Annotated in this window: 11 protein-coding genes; 3 read left to right on the forward strand and 8 right to left on the reverse strand. The window is 41.9% G+C overall.

Translation table 11 applies throughout. The annotated features are described in order from the left end of the window. Nucleotides 1-364 precede the first annotated feature (364 nt). A complete protein-coding gene (locus H6G76_RS03145) occupies nucleotides 365-1090 on the forward strand; it encodes a hypothetical protein (RefSeq protein WP_190695216.1) in 726 nt (241 codons plus the stop codon). A 110-nt stretch (nucleotides 1091-1200) separates the two neighbouring features. Here the strand turns inward: H6G76_RS03145 and H6G76_RS03150 are convergent, their stop codons facing one another. Continuing rightward, nucleotides 1201-2136: an alpha/beta fold hydrolase gene (locus H6G76_RS03150; protein WP_190695218.1), complete on the reverse strand. Its 936-nt coding sequence runs from the start codon at nucleotides 2134-2136 to the stop codon at nucleotides 1201-1203. A 136-nt stretch (nucleotides 2137-2272) separates the two neighbouring features. Between H6G76_RS03150 and H6G76_RS03155 the strand changes: the two genes are divergently transcribed. Both H6G76_RS03155 and H6G76_RS03160 read left to right on the forward strand, forming a co-directional pair. Next, entirely contained in the window at nucleotides 2273-2932 is a 660-nt protein-coding gene (locus tag H6G76_RS03155) for a Uma2 family endonuclease (RefSeq protein WP_190695220.1), read from the forward strand. Nucleotides 2933-3005: 73 nt separating this feature from the next. After that, entirely contained in the window at nucleotides 3006-3878 is an 873-nt protein-coding gene (locus tag H6G76_RS03160; RefSeq protein WP_190695222.1) for a shikimate dehydrogenase, read from the forward strand. Here H6G76_RS03160 and H6G76_RS03165 read toward each other — a convergent pair. From H6G76_RS03165 to H6G76_RS03195, 7 genes are all read right to left on the reverse strand, one after another. Beyond that, the gene (locus H6G76_RS03165) at nucleotides 3870-5543 is read right to left on the reverse strand and encodes a response regulator (RefSeq protein WP_190695223.1); all 1674 of its coding nucleotides are present in this window, start codon (nucleotides 5541-5543) and stop codon (nucleotides 3870-3872) included. The two genes, H6G76_RS03160 and H6G76_RS03165, sit on opposite strands and share 9 nt — an antisense overlap. A 2-nt stretch (nucleotides 5544-5545) precedes the next feature. Beyond that, a complete protein-coding gene (locus tag H6G76_RS03170; protein ID WP_190695225.1) occupies nucleotides 5546-11008 on the reverse strand; it encodes a PAS domain-containing protein in 5463 nt (1820 codons plus the stop codon). 419 nt (nucleotides 11009-11427) lie between these two features. Further along, entirely contained in the window at nucleotides 11428-11994 is a 567-nt protein-coding gene (ssuE, locus tag H6G76_RS03175) for an NADPH-dependent FMN reductase (protein ID WP_190695227.1), read from the reverse strand. Between the two features lie 30 nt (nucleotides 11995-12024). After that, nucleotides 12025-12630: a carbonic anhydrase gene (locus H6G76_RS03180; RefSeq protein ID WP_190695229.1), complete on the reverse strand. Its 606-nt coding sequence runs from the start codon at nucleotides 12628-12630 to the stop codon at nucleotides 12025-12027. A 28-nt stretch (nucleotides 12631-12658) separates the two neighbouring features. Continuing rightward, a complete protein-coding gene (gene ssuD, locus H6G76_RS03185) occupies nucleotides 12659-13819 on the reverse strand; it encodes an FMNH2-dependent alkanesulfonate monooxygenase (RefSeq protein ID WP_190695230.1) in 1161 nt (386 codons plus the stop codon). Between the two features lie 133 nt (nucleotides 13820-13952). After that, nucleotides 13953-14654, reverse strand: a complete 702-nt coding sequence (locus H6G76_RS03190; RefSeq protein WP_190695233.1) for a cyclase family protein — start codon at nucleotides 14652-14654, stop codon at nucleotides 13953-13955. A gap of 75 nt (nucleotides 14655-14729) precedes the next feature. Then, the gene (locus tag H6G76_RS03195; RefSeq protein ID WP_190695235.1) at nucleotides 14730-17720 is read right to left on the reverse strand and encodes a UPF0182 family protein; all 2991 of its coding nucleotides are present in this window, start codon (nucleotides 17718-17720) and stop codon (nucleotides 14730-14732) included. Nucleotides 17721-17803: the final 83 nt, after the last annotated feature.

Here is a 17803-nt window from a genome sequence, read left to right on the forward strand (position 1 = left end):
ATTAAATATCAAGACATCAAACAAGATATAACCAAATTTAAAGGGCAACTGACTATGATGTCTCCCGTCATCAGCCCAAGCAAATGTTCAGCATACTATGGTTAAAAGTGGTAAAAGCCAACAGATTTAAAAGGCAAAACCAAATCCCAAAGCGGAAAAACGAAGATTGCTGAGTTTGCTAGTTGTTAAGTCCACCTTAGTTGTTTACTCTCTCAATTAATTAGTTAGTTTAAAAAATTTGAAACCTGTGAATTCCCAAAAACCTGGTTCCCCCGAACCAGGTTTTATGGTTTTTAGAGATATCTTGGCAATTTTTCAGTAGCGCATAAAATAGTAAAACTACATAGCCTGCTGGAACATTTTGATGAGCAATTATAGATTTTTACAGACAATTACTTCAGCAATTATTATCGCTACACTTGCATTATCTTGTGACACTACTGTAACTAGAAAGACAGAAGAATCTAGAGCAAAAGCAACTGCACAACAAAAGTCTCAGCCAAAAATTGCCTATGGGGAATTGATCATTAAAGAACAATCAGATTATTTGATGATTCCCGTAAATGCCATTGAGCAAAATAAAGAGAAAGAAAGCGGATTTAGTATAGCATCGCGTTCTTACGAGAAAGATAACGGCATATTATATAACATAGTGTTTTATCGTAAACAAGATGGTGAAACTCATCTTCTTCTCAATAAAAAAGCAATTATCGACTCCTTTGATTTTTTAGAATCAAAGATAGCAGGTAAGCCGTCTATAAAATTTTGGCTATATAAAATTATTGACCAAGATACAAATCAAGATAAAACCCTAAACACGGATGATGCAATTATTGGCTATATTTCTGATTTATCTGGTAAAAATTTTCAACAAATTACGCCTAATAAGTCTAAAGTTATCAATTGGGTAGTGCTTCCTAGTCAAAATGCAATTTTTATCAAAATTCTTAAAGATTCTAACAATGATAATAAATTTACATCTGAAGACCAAACAAATTTTGTGAGGGTAAGCCTTGAGAAGCCAAGTGTTGGTAGTGAAATTATTAGTGAAAACCTAGAAAAAGAGATTAAATCATACGTACAGCAATAGTTAAAATTTAGTGTTATGTCGTAGGCTAATGCACATTGATAAAAAGATAGTGCGTTGTCGTGAAGCGCAACGCACCCTACTCCTTAAACTAACCTCTAATCTCTAGCCTCTCATCTCATAGACAAAACCCAATCACGAAAAAGTTTATTTACCTGATCGGGTATTTCATCGTGGGGACAATGACCGGCTGTGAGAAAATATTCGGTAACATCAGGATAATATTGGCGAAACTTTTGAGAACGTTCTCTAGCATTCATCCAAGGATCGGCTTCGCCCCATAAAATTAATAAAGGACAAGTTAATTGCTTTAACAGCACATCAACTTTTTCGCCTTGAGGACTGCTAAATACAGAAACAAATACATCAAATGCGCCTTCATCGTAAGCAGGCCGAGAAATTTCATCTATCAGTTGTTCTGTAATTACAGTTTTGTCTAGATAAACTTTTTCTAAAGTCTGGCGAATTACCCAACGTTGGCGCACATATTGAAATAGCAAAAACTGAGATAAGGGTTGTTGAAAAATCCATTTCACACTATCACCCAATAGTTTTTGTATAGGTGAAGGTTGTTTAGGCGGTTGGATTTGTGATTGTAAAGCTTCTGGTTCCGATGTGGGTGGGTTGTCGTTAAAGGGGCCAGCACTATTGAGTAACACCACCCCAGCCGCACTATCAGGATGTTTAGCTGCAACACACAAGCTAGCATAGCCGCCAAGAGAATTTCCGGCTAACACGGCTTTTTGACCAATGACTTCACTGATAAAATCATGGAGTTGGTCGCACCATAAATCACCACTGTATTGCAATTTCGGTTTATGCGATCGCCCAAATCCCAACAAGTCGATCGCATAAACTTCAAAATCTTGATACAATCCACTGATATTCTTCCGCCAGTGGTCTGTAGAAGCACCAAACCCATGCACCAACAGCAATGGCGGACGTTGCGGTTTTGGTTCTCCCGCACGCACATAGTAAACTTTATGCCCACGCCACTGCCAGTATTGCCCAGGAATTGGATTTGTAGAGGGGGCTGTACTTACTTGCATGATTTAAACAAATGTTAAGTATCTTTAATAATTGTAGAGCAGGAGAACTATGAATTATGAAGTATGAAGTATGAAGTATGAAATTCTACCTTTTGACAAATGACTATTGACTATTGACTCTTCGAGGGATAAAGCCATGACTCAAGCTTTACGTAAAATCACAACATTTCAAGAATTTGTCGATTGGAAACCTGAGAATGGACGTTACGAACTACATGATGGAGTAATTATTGAAATCCCACAGCCATTAGGAGGACATGAAGAAGTTACCGGGTTTTTGTCTAGAAAACTAACTGTAGAATTTGACAGATTAAATCTTCCTTTCTTTATTCCTAATCAAGCATTGGTTAAACCATCTGAAGATGAATCTGGTTATTTACCAGATGTGCTGATATTGAATCAAACTAATTTGATAAATGAACCACTATGGCAGAAATCATCAACTGTAATTCAAGCTGCATCAATTCCTCTAGTTATTGAAGTAGTTAGTACTAATTGGCGAGATGATTATTTTACAAAATTAGGTCAATATGAGGAGATTGGTATTCCTGAATATTGGATTGTTGATTATCTTGCGCTTGGCGGTCGTAAATTTATTGGTAATCCTAAACAACCAACTATCTCAGTTAACTTTTTAGTTGATGGCGAGTACCAAGTTAACCAATTTAAAAGTAATGAACGCATTATCTCGCCAACCTTCCCAGAATTAAACTTGACGGCTGAACAAGTTTTTCAATCTGGCAACCAAGACAGGGGGAACAGAGGAGCAGGGGAGCAGGGGAGCAGGGGAGAATAACTTTTGACTATAGACTATTAACTCATAACAAATGACAATTGACTAATGACTAATGACCAATGACCATTGACTAATGACCATAACAGGCACAACTAAACTTTTAGGGGTAATTGGGCATCCGGTAGAACATTCGCTGTCACCGATTATGCACAATGCAGCACTTACGCAGTTAGGCTTAGATTATGTATATCTTCCTTTTCCCATAGACCCAGAGAATTTGGCAGTTGCGATCGCAGGTTTTGCGGCAATTGGGGTAAAAGGTTTTAGTGTGACAATCCCGCATAAACAAGCAATTATGCCGCTACTTGCAGAAATCACTCCATTAGCTCAAGCTATAGGTGCAGTTAATACTGTCACCCGCCAAAATAATCAATGGGTAGGGACAAATACAGATATTGCAGGATTTATTTCACCTTTGCAAACCACCTATCACCAAGACTGGAGTCAAAAGGTGGCGGTAATTTTAGGTAATGGTGGTGCAGCGAGGGCGGTGGTTGCAGGTTGTCATCAACTGGGTTTTGCGGAAATTCATGTTGTCGGACGCAACCAACAGCGATTAACAGAGTTTCGTGATAGTTGGGGTAGTTCACCACTAGCGGATAATTTACAAGTTCATACCTGGGACGCATTAGCAAAACTTATTCCCCATGCTAATCTATTGGTGAATACAACTCCGATTGGGATGTATCCCAAGGTAGATGACTCACCTTTAAATGCAGCAGAAATAGAGAATCTGCCTGAAGGTGCGATCGCCTACGATTTAATATATATTCCCCAACCTACAAAATTTTTGCAACAAGCTCAACAACAAGGTGCGATTGCGATTGATGGGTTAGAAATGCTTGTTCAGCAAGGTGCAGCCGCGTTGAAAATTTGGTTACAAAAAGAAACTGTACCTGTAGATGTGATGCGCGAAGCACTAAGCCAGCATTTAGGCTTAGTTTGAATCTGGCGACAAAGTTAATGGTAACTCAACGGTAAATCTTGTCCAACCTTGACCGCTACTAACTGCGATCGCACCTTTGAGGTATTCTACTAACTTTTTTACCAAAGCCAAACCTAATCCTGTGCCGCTATATTGTACAGATTCCGCCACAGGAATCTGTTGATTAGCGTCAAAAATCGAAGTTTTATCTTGACTTTCAGTTTCAGGTATCCGGTAAAAAGGGTCAAATATCCGTTGTTGTTCTTTTGCGGGAATTTCTACTCCAGAATTGCTAACTGTGATTTGGATATAAGAAATTTCTGGTTCAGGTGATTCAGTTTTAGGGATAGAGAGATTAGTTAAGGAATTTAGACCAACAGTAATGGCTATCCTTTCTCCCGATGGAGTGAATTTACAGGCATTATTCAGCAACTCTGAGACAATCCTAGTTAAAATTTCCAAATCAGTTACTAAATTTGGTAAATCTTTGGCTACCTCAACGTTTAAAATCAGCCGTTGAGCTTGCACAATTTCTTGAAAGCCTTCTGTAATATGCAGTAACCAGTCTTGGAGACGAATAGAAGTTAATTCTATAGGATAGATATCTGCATCAAGGAAGCGCATATTTAATAAATCGTCTACCAAATTTAGCTCGCGTTCGCATTCGTAACGCAAAATATTAATGTAATGTGCTACAGATTTTATTTCTGGAGGTTTGCCTGTTTTGTTTATGCGTCGTCTATCTAGAATACTTTCAAGCATCGTAATTGCCATTTTAATATTTGACAAGGGCGTTCGCATTTCGTGGGAAGCGGCTGCTAAAAAATCTTCTTTCAACTGATTCAGCCGTTGCATTTCTGCCATTTGAATTTCTAGTTGACGGGTGCGTTCCGCAGCTAGGTTGCGTTCTTCCTTCAATCTGCGTTGCGTATCATCTCGAAATACCATCACCGCACCTGTGATTGTGCCGTTGTTATCACGCAAAAGAGCGGCACTATCAGCCACAGGAATAGTTTTTCCGTCTTTAGTCAGCAGTAAAATGCGATCGCCTAAATATACAGTTTGTTGTTGTTGCAAGGCTAAAGTAACCGGATGGATTGGCGGAAGTTGAGTTTGCTCTTCGATGAGTGGCAAAACTTGGCTTACCTCCTGATTTTTGGCTTCATCTAATTGCCACCCTGTGAGTGCTTCTGCAACTTGATTCATGTACTTTACCTGCAACTGGGAATCAACCACAATCACCCCATCTCCCATTCCCTTAAGAACAGTACTCAAAAATTGCTCACGTTCATAGCGATTCAGTGCCGTTTGGATAGCAACATAAAGTTCTTGTTCTCTGACAGGTTTAAGAATATAACCAAAGGGAAATGTTAGGGTAGCTCGCTCTACAGTACTTTGATCAGAGTGTCCGGTGACGTAAATTACAGGAATTTGCAATTGCTCCCAGATTTGTTCTGCCGCGTCAATACCATCTATCTCACCCCGCAATCGGATATCCATCAAAATCAAGTTCGGGTGCAGCTCGTTGGCTTTCTCAATCGCTGCTTCTCCAGAATCTGCAATATCAACAACTATATATCCTAAAGATTCTAAACTTTCTTGTAAGTTTATGGCAAGAATATACTCATCTTCAACAATAAGAACTTTAATCTTTTTATTGCTAATATTTGAAGAGTTGTTTATCATATTCATGCCCTGCTTTTTGTAACTTTGATTTTAAATTCTGTTCCCTGATGAGAGTTAATCTCAAGGGTTCCTCTTAACTGCTTAACCAATCCCTGAACAAGAGTTATACCCAGCGTCTTTATCTTTTTAGTATCAAAGTCAGCAGGTAAACCAATGCCGTTATCCCGAATTATCAATATTACATCGCACTTGTTTTGTTGACTTAAGCTGACCTGAATTTCACCAGTCCGGTTATCAGGAAAAGCATATTTTAAAGCGTTAGAGACTAATTCATTGATAATTAATCCGCAAGGGATAGCAGTTTCAATGTCTAAACTGGTATTATCAACTTGAATATTTAGTTTAATAAAATTTGAACTAACATTGTAAGAATCAAATAAATGAGTTGTCAGGTCTGGAATATATTGTGCAAAATCAATATTTGCTAGATCAGCTGAGCGATAGAGTTTTTCATGAACTAAGGCTATAGAGGCAATGCGGTTTTGGCTGTCACGTAGAATTGCCGTTGCTTGTGGGTCTTGAGTGCGTCGGCACTGCATTTGTAATAAACTGCTGACAATGCCTAAATTATTTTTCACGCGATGGTGAATTTCTTTGAGTAACACCTCTTTTTCTTTGAGAGATGTTTTAATTTGTTCTTCAGCTAGCTTATGTTCGGTGATATCTTGTTGTACAGCCACTAAAACTGTACCGTATTCAGGATGCTCAAAAACAGATGCAGTCGCTTGGCACCAAAACCCAGTACCGTCTTTTTTGACATTATGGATTTCGTAAGTCGCCTCACTATGTTGCAGGATAGTATGCGTTATCCGTTGAGTAACTTCGTCTGGGGTAGTATTTTCATCTCTGTAGTTGACTATTGATACATGGCGACCGATTAATTCACCAGGTTCATAGCCAAACATCTGCTCAAATTTTGGGTTGGTATAGACAAAAATGCCATCCACTACCCGCACTAAGCAAATTCCTTCTGCCATGTTGCGGGTAATAACTGCTTGCAATTCCAACATCTTTTGGGCGCGTTTTTGTGCAGTAATATTGAGGCTACTACCGACGATGCGGTAAATGTGGGAATTTTCGTCTTTGAGGGGAGTTAAGCTAGTAATCCACCAAGTTTCTTGACCTTTAAAAGGTAGACACTCTTCATAAGTAATGGTTTTTCCAGCAGTTACACAATCCTGATAATGCTGTCTGACTACTTTTGCTACAGCAGGAGGAAAAACCTGTTCAGGAGTTGTGTCTTGCAATTCATCTATGTGTAAGCCTATTAATTCTTGGTGGGTATAATTCACACTCACACAATAAAAATCATTATCTACAACATCGACAACAAAAATCGACTGTCCGACGCTATCGTAAATACTGCGTAAGAAATGTTCTTTTTCTTGAAGTGCTTGCTCGGCTCGTTTGCGTTCTTGTAGCGCAGCTTGCTGTTCGCTAATATCAATGACTATACCTAGCATTCTGATTGGCTGATCTGCTGGGTTGTAAATTGCTTGTCCTTTAGCTGCTAACCAATGAATTTCTCCATTAGGATAGATGACTCGGTATTCAGCCTCATAATTAGTATGGTTTTTTAAAGCCTGAGATATTGCCTGTTCAACTTGGCCTATATCTTCTGGATGAACACCATTACGCCATAATGGATAATTTGCTTTAGATATTTCTGGGTTTAAACCTAGTAAAAGAAAGTGGTTGTCGTTCCAAATAAGTTCATCTGTGGCAATATCCCAATCCCAAAGACCGATATGGTTAAATTCTAAGGTGAGGCGCAGTTGCTCTTCACTTTTGGCTAAGGCTGCTTCTATACGTTGCTGTTCTGCTTCGGCACGCTTCCTAGCAGTAATATCTGTTACCCGTACTAATTGCATCACCCGTTCGCCAACGATAATCGGTTTTGCTGCGATATTTCCCCAAAAGAAATTACAGCGTTTGGTAACATATTCAATTTCTCGACTCCAGAAGCCTTGCTGGTTAATTTCCTCGATAATGGCTGTTCGCTCTTGAGGAGTAAACTTTTGTTTTTGTAAGCTGCTACCATCAATCCCTATCAGTTCTGCCTTACCAAAAGCCTCAAATAATTCTACTGCTCGCTGATTACAGTCTGTAGTTAGTAATGTTTCTGCATCAACTAAAAACAAGGCATCAGTAGATTCATTAAAGATGGTTTCTCTGAAATCTCGACTATGAGTGATTTCTAATTCGATTTGTTTACGCTCGGTTATATCTAAAATAGCCCCAAATAGCTTAATTATTCGCCCTTGAGTGTTATAAGCTACCTCGGCTTTAGACTCAACATAGCGCAATGAACCATCAGGGCGGATAATGCGATACTCAACATTAAAGTGGGTTCCTTCAATAACTGCCCATAAAAACTGGGATTGCAAAGTTGGGCGATCTTCTGGATGAACCATTAACAGGAATTCTGTTTGGGTTGGTGCTAATTGAACCGGACTGAGACCAAATATGCGAAAAGTTTCCGTTGACCAAATGTGCCTTTCATCACCTAGGTTCCATTCCCAACTGCCTACATGGGCGATCTTTTGAGCAGTAGCTAACAGTGCTTCGCTACGCCTCAGTTGTTCTTCGGCTTGAAAGCGATCGCGCAGTGCAGCTCGTTGTTGACTAATATCTCGACCTTCGGGAATTAACAAAACAACTTGGCCATTCTCGTCATGCAGTGGACGTAAGGAAAAATCAATCGTAGCTACCCGATTATTAGCCCCCAGAACGTCCACTTCATAGCGGACAAAGTTTCCTTGTGCTGCCTGGGAAATTGCTTGTTTAAGTTCTGCTTGAGTTTGGGATGAAATCGTCCACCAGTGTGTCTCCCAAAAAGGTTTATTCATTACATCTTCAGGGGTCAGTCCAGCAAAAATCAGGGCGGTTTCGTTTGCTTCTAGCAGAATTCCCTCAACACTCAGCAGCCCGGTAAACTGGAATGTGTTGTTGAAAATTGCGCGAAATCTGCGCTCACTTTCTTGTAAAGCTTGTTCTGTTTGAATGCGATCGCGCAGCGCAGTTTGCTGTTCGCTAATATCTTGGGCTGTACCAAAAAGACGAATCGCTTGGCCATCGGCGTTAAATTCTGCTTGCCCTACGCCTTCAACATAAATCATCCGGCCATCAGTCCGGGTAGCGCGCAGGACTAGTTTGTAAGGTTCACCAGTTGAGATGGTATGCGCTACAGCTTGTGCTAATTTTTGGCGGTCTTCAGGGTGATATAAATCTAAATTTTCTTCATAGCTTGGCTCTAGTAAGGATAAATCTCTACCAAACAAGTCAAACAGCCCTTTTGACCAAGTAATTTTCCCAGTAGCAAGATCATAGTCCCAATTACCAAGACGAGCGACTCGCTGTGATTCTTCTAACCGAGCTTCACTCTGGCGGAGCGTTTCTTCTGTGCGCTTGATGTCTGTTACATCTACTACCAGCCCATCCCAAGCCACGCGACCATCCTCTAAATGACGGGGTGAGGAACGAAAATGAAACCATTTGGGTTGACCACTAGGTGTGCAGATTCGCAGTTGAATATCAAATACCGATAAATCTCGCATAGACTGGTCAACTGCTGCTTGGAGGCGGGGGACATCCTCAGCGATAAACTGGCGATATAGCAAACTGGAATCTTTGAGTGCATCTTCGGCTTTAACTTCCATCAAATTCTCAATCCCAGCACTCAGATAATAAAAGCGATCGCTCCCATCTAGTTCGCGGATTACCTTATAAATTGCACCGTTAGGCAAGTTATCACCAATCCGCCGCAACAAGGCTTCCCGTTCTTGTAATGCCTGTTCTACCTGTTTACGGTCTGTAATATCTTTTGCTAGCACAAATCTGGCTGTCTTACCTAACCATGAGATAGGATGCGAGTTAATTTCGACATCAATCACCTTACCGTCTCGCGTTTGATGTTTTGCTTCGCACAGATAAACACAAGGGGATAAAATTATCGGATCTAACACAGTACGCAACAGTTCAGGAACCTCTTCCGGCGGGCTAATGTCAGCTAATGTCATAGAGAGAAATTCTGACTGAGAGTAGCCATATTTATGGGTTGCTGCATGATTTACTGCCAGAAACACCAAAGTGTCAGGATCAAAAATCCACATAGGATTAGGATTATTTTCAAACAGCAAACGGTATTGTGCCTCTGATTGTGCCAATGCTGTTTCTATACGTTTTCGCTCAGTAATGTCCCCTAGAGAACCAATGAGGCGGACTGGATTACCTTCTTCATCCCAGATAGCTTTTGCCCGTGAGCGAAACCAACCATAACTGCCATCTTGGCGACGCAGCCGATATTCAGCATGATAATCTGGAGCTTGTCTCGACAGATAAGCCTCTTGTTGTGCTATGACACTTTCTAAGTCTTCAGGATGAATGCGGATGCTCCATTCATCATCACTATTGCTCAGTTCGTGGCGTTGATATCCTAACATCTCATACCAACGATCAGACCGGAAGGTTTGATTAGTCGATATATCCCAATCCCAAATGGCTTCATCTGTACCGGCGATCGCTAATTGCCAACGTTCTTCATTGCGCTGCAAGGTTTCTTCTGCTTGAATGCGATCGCGTAGCGCAGCTTGCTGTTCAGTGATATCAACACTAGTACCTGTAACAATCCAGCAGTTAGCTTGTGCATCATAGCGAGAGGCATAGGTAGCACCAATCCAACGCCAGGAGTTATCTTTGTGAGCAAATCGATACTCGACTTTGATTGTGCGTCCAGCAAAAATATCGGTAAATAATGGCTTGATTACTGTTTCCATATCCTGTGGATGCACGCGCGACATCCACAAGTTTGTATCGGACATAATTTCTTTGGGTGTATAGCCAAAGAGAGTCTCACTGCCGACAGATTGATAAATATACTCTGCATGACGATTAGGGAACAGTCGAAAACTAACAATTGATGTAGCGATCGCACTGTTGAGAATATCATTTAACGTAGTTTCCCTTTCTAACAGCAATTTCGTCATTTCCTGACACAGAGAGACTTCTCGTTCTATCTCTGCGGTTTTAGCATCAATCGTTTGCTGGAGATTTTCAACCACAGTAGACAATTCAATGGCGTTGATGATCCCTAATGCATTAGGTGTGATCACATCTAGCACTTGTCCTTGATTGTCGATTACAGGTAAGTGGCGAATGCAATGCTGGTGAAATAGTTGCCGAATAGACGAAAAATTCTCTGCCTCTTCTTGACTGACTGTGATTACAGGTTGAGACATGAGTTGAGCAATTGCCATGTCCGCAAAAGATATATTATTAGCAAGCGATCGCACAACATCTCGTTCTGTGAAAATGCCAACTAATTTCTCTTGCTGAAAAACCAGCGCATAGCTAGTTTGCGCTTGATTCATCAGCTGGATGACATCAAATACAGATGTATTATGGGAAACTTTTAGCAATAACTGTTGATAGTTTTCATCCAAGAGACACAGTTCAGCAATATCCATCTCAATCAGTGGTTATTGGGCAACAGAAGTCAATCTTAAGGAAGATTAGGCGTTTATGCCACTTATGTTAACTTGATGGGTTTTGTACTTGGATGTGAAAATTTGAAAACTTAACCCTCTGCGGGAGAGGGAATAGGCTAGGACTTACGCACTGAAGCCTGAAACCTAGATCCCCCCTACCTTTTCAAGGGGGGAATTTTTCTTCAAGTCCCCCTTTTTAAGGGCAGCCAGCGCCGTGGGCGGGTTTCCCGACTTGAGGCGACTGGCGTGGATTTAGGGGGATCAGAGGATTTGTGTGTACACGGTAGCTTTACAAGGGAAGGGTTAGGGTGGGGCGATCGCACCACATCCTCAAAAAGAAAACAGATGGATAAAATTTACCCATCTGTAGCTAGTAAGCGGAGGTATAAACTTGTGTATTAATTAGCGTGTGCTAGTTGTGGAGATTCAATCGCAGAAAATTTCACAGCTTTGACGAATTCTTGCAGCACATCTTTCAGCCGTTGTTCGAGTTCTTCATCTAGCTGGACGCTATCATCAGGTTGCTTTTGAATTTGTTTGTCTACTGCATACACGGTGGCGAGAATATGCCTTGCACCTAACTCCCCAAGGATGGGTTTCAGGGCATATTCAATAGCTAACAAATGGGCAATTGTGCCACCAGTCGCCAGAGGTAACACAACTTTTCCGGTCAATGATTTTTGCGGGAGTAGGTCTAAAAATGCTTTAAGTACGCCTGTGTAAGCAGCTTTGTAGATTGGGGTGGCAATAATTACACCGTCTGCTTGGGCTAATAAAGCTTTGGGTTGTTCTAAGGCAGGGCTGTCATACTTGCCAAACACTAAATCTTCCGCAGGTAAATCGCGCACAGAAATAATGTCTATATGCAAGCCTTCTGTTTCTAAGATTTTGGCGGCATATTCCAAAATACCGTAGGTTCTTGAAGGATGGGAAGGACTACCAGCGATCGCTAGAATCCGAGTCATGTAATTAAACTCCTAATTTATACAATTAATTCACGGTGATTTTGTCTTGTTGGTCTGCATAGCCTCGGCTGTGTTGACCTTCTCACTCAGTCGTTCGTAGGGACGGCGTAAACTCATAGTCTCGACTTCCCAGATGTAGCCATGAATCACCACATCATCGGGAATCAAGGGAGATTTACGTAGTAATTCCACCTGCTGTTTGCAGATTTCGTCCACATCGGTAAACGTTTTAATCCATCTAGAAAAAACGCCTTTTGGTAGTTTCAACTCTGGTAAGGCGGGATCGACTGCAACTTCATCCACATCAATACCTCGGCTGCGTAAAATCTCACTCAACAAGTCTCCGGAAGCTGTCATCATGCCGCACTCGGTATGGTTAATCACAATAATTTCTTTGCTGTTAAAAAACTGTGTGGTTAACATCGCTGACCGAATGGCATCATCTGTAACTAACCCGCCAGCATTGCGGAAAATATGTGCATCTCCTTCCGCAATGCCTAAGGCTTTTTCGACTGGTAAACGTTCATCCATGCAGGCTAATACCCACAAGCGTTTATTGTTGGGTATGCCTAACTGCCGCCGCAATGCCCAAGCTTCTTTTTGGGCAAGTTTTTCGTCAATTTGTTGATGCAACATAGCGGCTAATCTCCCATTCCTTTATTCATTAGGATATGGACGCAGCTTTTGGCTGACGCTGCTGCTTAAGGAATTCTTCATTAGCGACAATCTCGCCAAAGGGACTTAAGACGTGTTGTTCCTCGACTTTGGGCAAGTTCTCTAACGGTAAACGCCCAAATAATAATTCAGCAACGCGATAGGCTTCTTCTAAATGCGGATAGCCGGAAAGAATAAAAGTATCAATACCCAAGTCTGCATATTCCAACATTCTGGCGGCGACTGTATCGGGATCGCCTACTAAAGCTGTACCTGCACCACCCCGGACTAATCCCACACCAGCCCACAAATTCGGACTAATTTCTAAAGCTTCCCGACTGCCTTTGTGTAACTGACTCATGCGGCGTTGCCCTTCAGAATCCATCCTCGCATAAACTGTTTGGGCTTTGGAAATGGCTTCATCATCTACATAGCGAATCAATTGATTGGCTGCGTCCCAAGCTTCACTCTCGGTTTCGCGCACAATTACGTGCAGACGAATGCCAAACCGCAAACTTCTACCTTCAATCTTTGCAAGTCTGCGAACTGCGGCAATCTTCTCGGCAACTTGCGCGGGAGGTTCACCCCAAGTTAAGTAAACATCGACGTGCTTGGCGGCGATTTTTTGGGCAATAGCCGAGGAACCACCAAACCACAATGGCGGATAGGGTTTCTGCACAGGTGGAAACAGAATTTTGCCATCTTGAATATCTAGGTAGTCACCTTTGAGGTTAACTGTTTCGCTATTGACAAGCGATCGCCATACCGTCAAAAATTCATCTGTTAATTCATAACGCGCATCATGGCTCAAATGCAAGCCATCTCCGGCCGCTTCCACAGGATCGCCACCAGTCACAACATTAATCAACAACCTGCCCCCAGAAAGGCGGTCAAAAGTCGCCGCCATTCTTGCGGCTAAAGTTGGCGACATCAACCCCGGACGTATCGCCACTAAAAAACGCATCCGTTGGGTTAAAGATACTAAAGTTGATGCCACAACCCAGGCATCTTCGCAAGACTTACCCGTTGGTAACAAAGCCCCTGTATAACCCAGGTCATCCACTGCCTGTGCAATTTGTCGAAAGTATGGAAAGCTAACAGACCTGCCGCCTGTGGCTGTTCCTAAGTAACGCCCATCGCCGTGGGTAGGGATGAACCATAGTAGCTGCATGAATCCTATCCTTATTAAAAGCGGTATCTCTATCGAATTACCGTATTTTATCTTGGATAAGAGTATTGCATATCCTACTTAGGTAAGCAAGAGATTTTTGAAAATAGGGGCTAGGGGTTAGGAATTATAAAAGTTAAGGCACAAAAGCCAACACGCCCACAGGAGAACCAGAACCACCACGTAGTCTTAGAGGTGCGATCGCTAATGTAGTACCCTTGGGTGGTAGTTGGTCTAAATTGGAGAGATTTTCTAGGACAATACCAGACTGTGCCAATACCAGACGGTTAGTAGCAAAACTACTATCATGTCCAGGGTCTACTCCATGAGTATCAATTCCCACGCCGACAATTTGCCGTTGGTTGAGTAAAAACTGCGTAGCATCGCTGCTAAACCCTGGAAAGTGCATCATCCCTTGACTATCCTGGTTAAAGAATGCGCGTCTATCTCCCCACTTGTGTTGCCAGCCAGTGTAAAGTAACACTAGACTACCGCTGGCGATTTCGCCATGTTCTGCTTCCCAAGCCAAAATATCGGCAATAGTTAAAGCGTAATCAGAATTTTTAGCTGCGGCTATGCAGATATCGATAACAACCGTCGGCACAATCAACGATTCAGCAGAGTATTTGTCTATACTTGCACCATCAGCGAAAAAACTATTGGCGGCATTAATATGAGTCGCGCTATGTTCCCCCAAAGAAAAACGCCGCAAATAATAACCATCATCAGGAATTTCGGCAACAGTCGTAAATTCTACTGGCGGGTCGCCTGGCCATTGAGGGATATTTCTGTCAATGACATGGCTAAGGTGGATAACTCGTGAGTAGGTAATGTGCATAAATGGTCAATGGTCATTTGTCCTTTGTCATGTATGATTTATCTTTCTTACTTATCACTTCTACGCCCTTTCTTATCACTGACTAGGTGCGGTTGCATCTTCAAAAGGACGCACAATAGGCGGTGTGGGTGTAATTTTTGGTTGGAAGATGCCTTGTAATGCTTGTTCTAGAGTTTGCGCCATCACAATACGGTTTTCATAAGCCACAACTACCCGCACTAAGGTGGGCAAACTGTTTTGTGTGGCTTCTAAGTAAATAGGCTCAACATACAATAAAGATTGCTCGATGGGAATGACTAATAAATTGCCTTGAATTGCCCTAGACCCCTGGCGGTTCCATAAAGAAATTTGCTGCGAAATTACTGGGTCTTGGTTAATGCGTGCCTCAATTTGTTCTGTCCCGTAAACGAGGCGTTCTTTAGGAAATATATATAACATGAGCTTACCGTAATTGTCACCATCCGATCGCGCTGCTAACCAAGCAATTAAATTTGTGCGTTGCCTGGGGGTGTAAGGTAACAGTAAAAGAAATTCTTCAAAAGGTACGGTAGGTAAGCTGGTGATTAAATAATATGCTTCGACTGGGCGCGCTTGGTTGCCATAGATTTCGTTGGGGATTTGCCACTGGTCTTCCCGGTTGTAAAATACTTGGGGGTCAGTCATGTGATAAGTTATCAACTGCTCGGCTTGGATTTGGAAAAAGTCAACCGGGTAGCGGACATGACTGCGGAGAGTGGCTGGCATCGCACTCAGGGGCTTAAACATCTGAGGAAGGATGCTGGCCCATGTATTAATGATTGGATCTTTGGGGTCAGCAATATAAAAATTAACAGTGCCGTTGTAAGCATCAATCACTACTTTGACGGAGTTGCGAATGTAATTAATGCTATTTTTGCCAGGGTCAGAATAAGGATAGCGATCGCTGGTAGTATAAGCATCAATAATCCAGTACAAATTATTTTTGATCCTGGGAAAATCAGAGTTAGCATCGGCAGCGACTAGATAAGGGTCACTATCAAATTTCAGAAAAGGTGCGATCGCTCGAATCCGTTGATTGATATTGCGTCGAAACAACACTTTTGTATCAGGCAAAAAGTCGCGGGTGAACAGCATTTGCCAATCTTTCAAATACATGGCAAATAACCAGCGTCGCCACCCAGTTCCAATCGAAACGCCACCTAGCCCATCATAGATGTTGTAAGCATTATCGCTGCCACTGGGATAATCTAATTCCCTGGCTCTGGTGCCAGTCATTACATATGTATTCGTAATCTCACCGTAATAAATTCGCGGTAGTCCAATTGGAATGCTGTTCCGAATACCTTCACTAGAGGTTGTAAGTGCGCTATCTTCATTACTAGCAATATCTTTGACAAAGTATTCTGGTAATCCACCCGGCCCGACTGTATTCACAGGACTAACTGTGAATCCGTAGCCATGTGTATAAATTAGATGCTGGTTTACCCATGTCTGCGCCTGCTGCGGTACAGCAGTATAGTCTAATTCCCTTGCAGCAATTAATACTTGTCGTTTTTCTGCTGAGGTTGATGTTGCTTCAGGTGCTATTGATCTGTCTGAAGTTGCATCAGTTGCTAGAGTATACCGATCAATATCAGCATCAGGAAAGCGGTAGTAGGGGCGGATTTGTTGCAATTGGCGGTTAGTATCTAATAGGGGTCGCTGATCCCACAGACGAATATTCCGAATTGTCAAGGCATTAGCTTGGATATCAGCTTCAGTTAAAGTTCCTTGAGGGTTAAAGGTTCTAGCATCAATAATCTCTAAATCAAATGCTTGGCGAGTTAAGGCAATAGTACGTTGAATGTAAGGTTCTTCTCGCTGTAATTCGTTAGGCAAGACGATTAAATATTGCACTACAGTTGGTAAGACTACGCCAGCAGCCACACCAACTACCAAATAAATGCCTAAGCCATAAACTACCAAGTAACGATAACGAGATGTAAATCGCCAAAAAACTGTGCGCCATAGGAGGTAAAAGGCGATCGCAACTGCCAGAACACACAAAACGGTGTAGGCTGGTAACTGAGCATTGACATCGCTATAACTAGCACCATAACTCACGCCCTGTCTGGAATACACTAACTCATAACAACTCAGCCAATAACTCAAGGCTACCAACAACATCAATAAGCCACCCATACCATACAAATGACGCTGCTGCTGGGAGGAAAACCCTAGAAAAATCCCTTGGCTTAAGCTGTCTGCTGAGAGTAGGTAAGTAAGGCTAACGGCTACAAAACCAAATAGAAATAAACCCATCAACCAGAGTTCGAGTAATTCCCAGGCTGGTAGAGAAAAGATATAGAAGCTAATATCATGTCCAAATAAAGGCTCAGAATAGTTAAAAGCAGTAGGATGAAAATATTGCAGGACTTTTGCCCAGTTATGGGCAACTATCCAACCAAATAGGAGACTGAATACACAGGCGATCGCTGTCAGTAAAAGTCGGGGATAAATTAAAATAGCGATCGCTACTCCTGCAACCAAGCCAATAGATAAAACTTGACTAGAAATCTGCGTTCCTAACTGCCAAATTGTTTCTAGCCGGAATACAGACAAAACAGGTAGCTCAACTTTTTTGACAGAAGCTTGCCAATATACCACAGCAATCTGACCGTAGTGAGCCAGCATTAACCCTACCAACAAGCTCAATATCAAAACTAGAGTTAGTAACCACCGCAAATTTAAAGGCAGGGTGTGTGTATAAGTGATGTGGCGATCGTGAATTTTTGCATATTGAGGACTGAGGAAGTTTTTTAGTTCAGCCTTCAGCCCTCCTTCTTCAAAAACAATTTCTTCTGTTTTCAAAGTGGGAGAATATTTCAGCCGTTGGGCTAAAAATAAATTGCCAAACAAGTAGGCTGCACTGATACCAGTTACTACCAACCATAAAGCAACCTTAGTTACCACCCTCAATAAGAATACTTGCAGATAGCCGACTTCTTGGAACCAAAAAATTTCCGCTCCTAGACGGGAACCTAAATCGAACAAGAACCACAGCCCTAGGAGGACTATTATGATTCGCCAGCACCATTTTTTTAACATCTTTCGGTAGCTAACCTATCTGCACAGGACATCTTACAGCAGGGAATAGGGAACAGGGAAGAATTTTACTTATCATCTGTCAC

Source organism: Nostoc sp. FACHB-152 (assembly GCF_014697475.1).
GTDB lineage: Bacteria > Cyanobacteriota > Cyanobacteriia > Cyanobacteriales > Nostocaceae > Nostoc_B.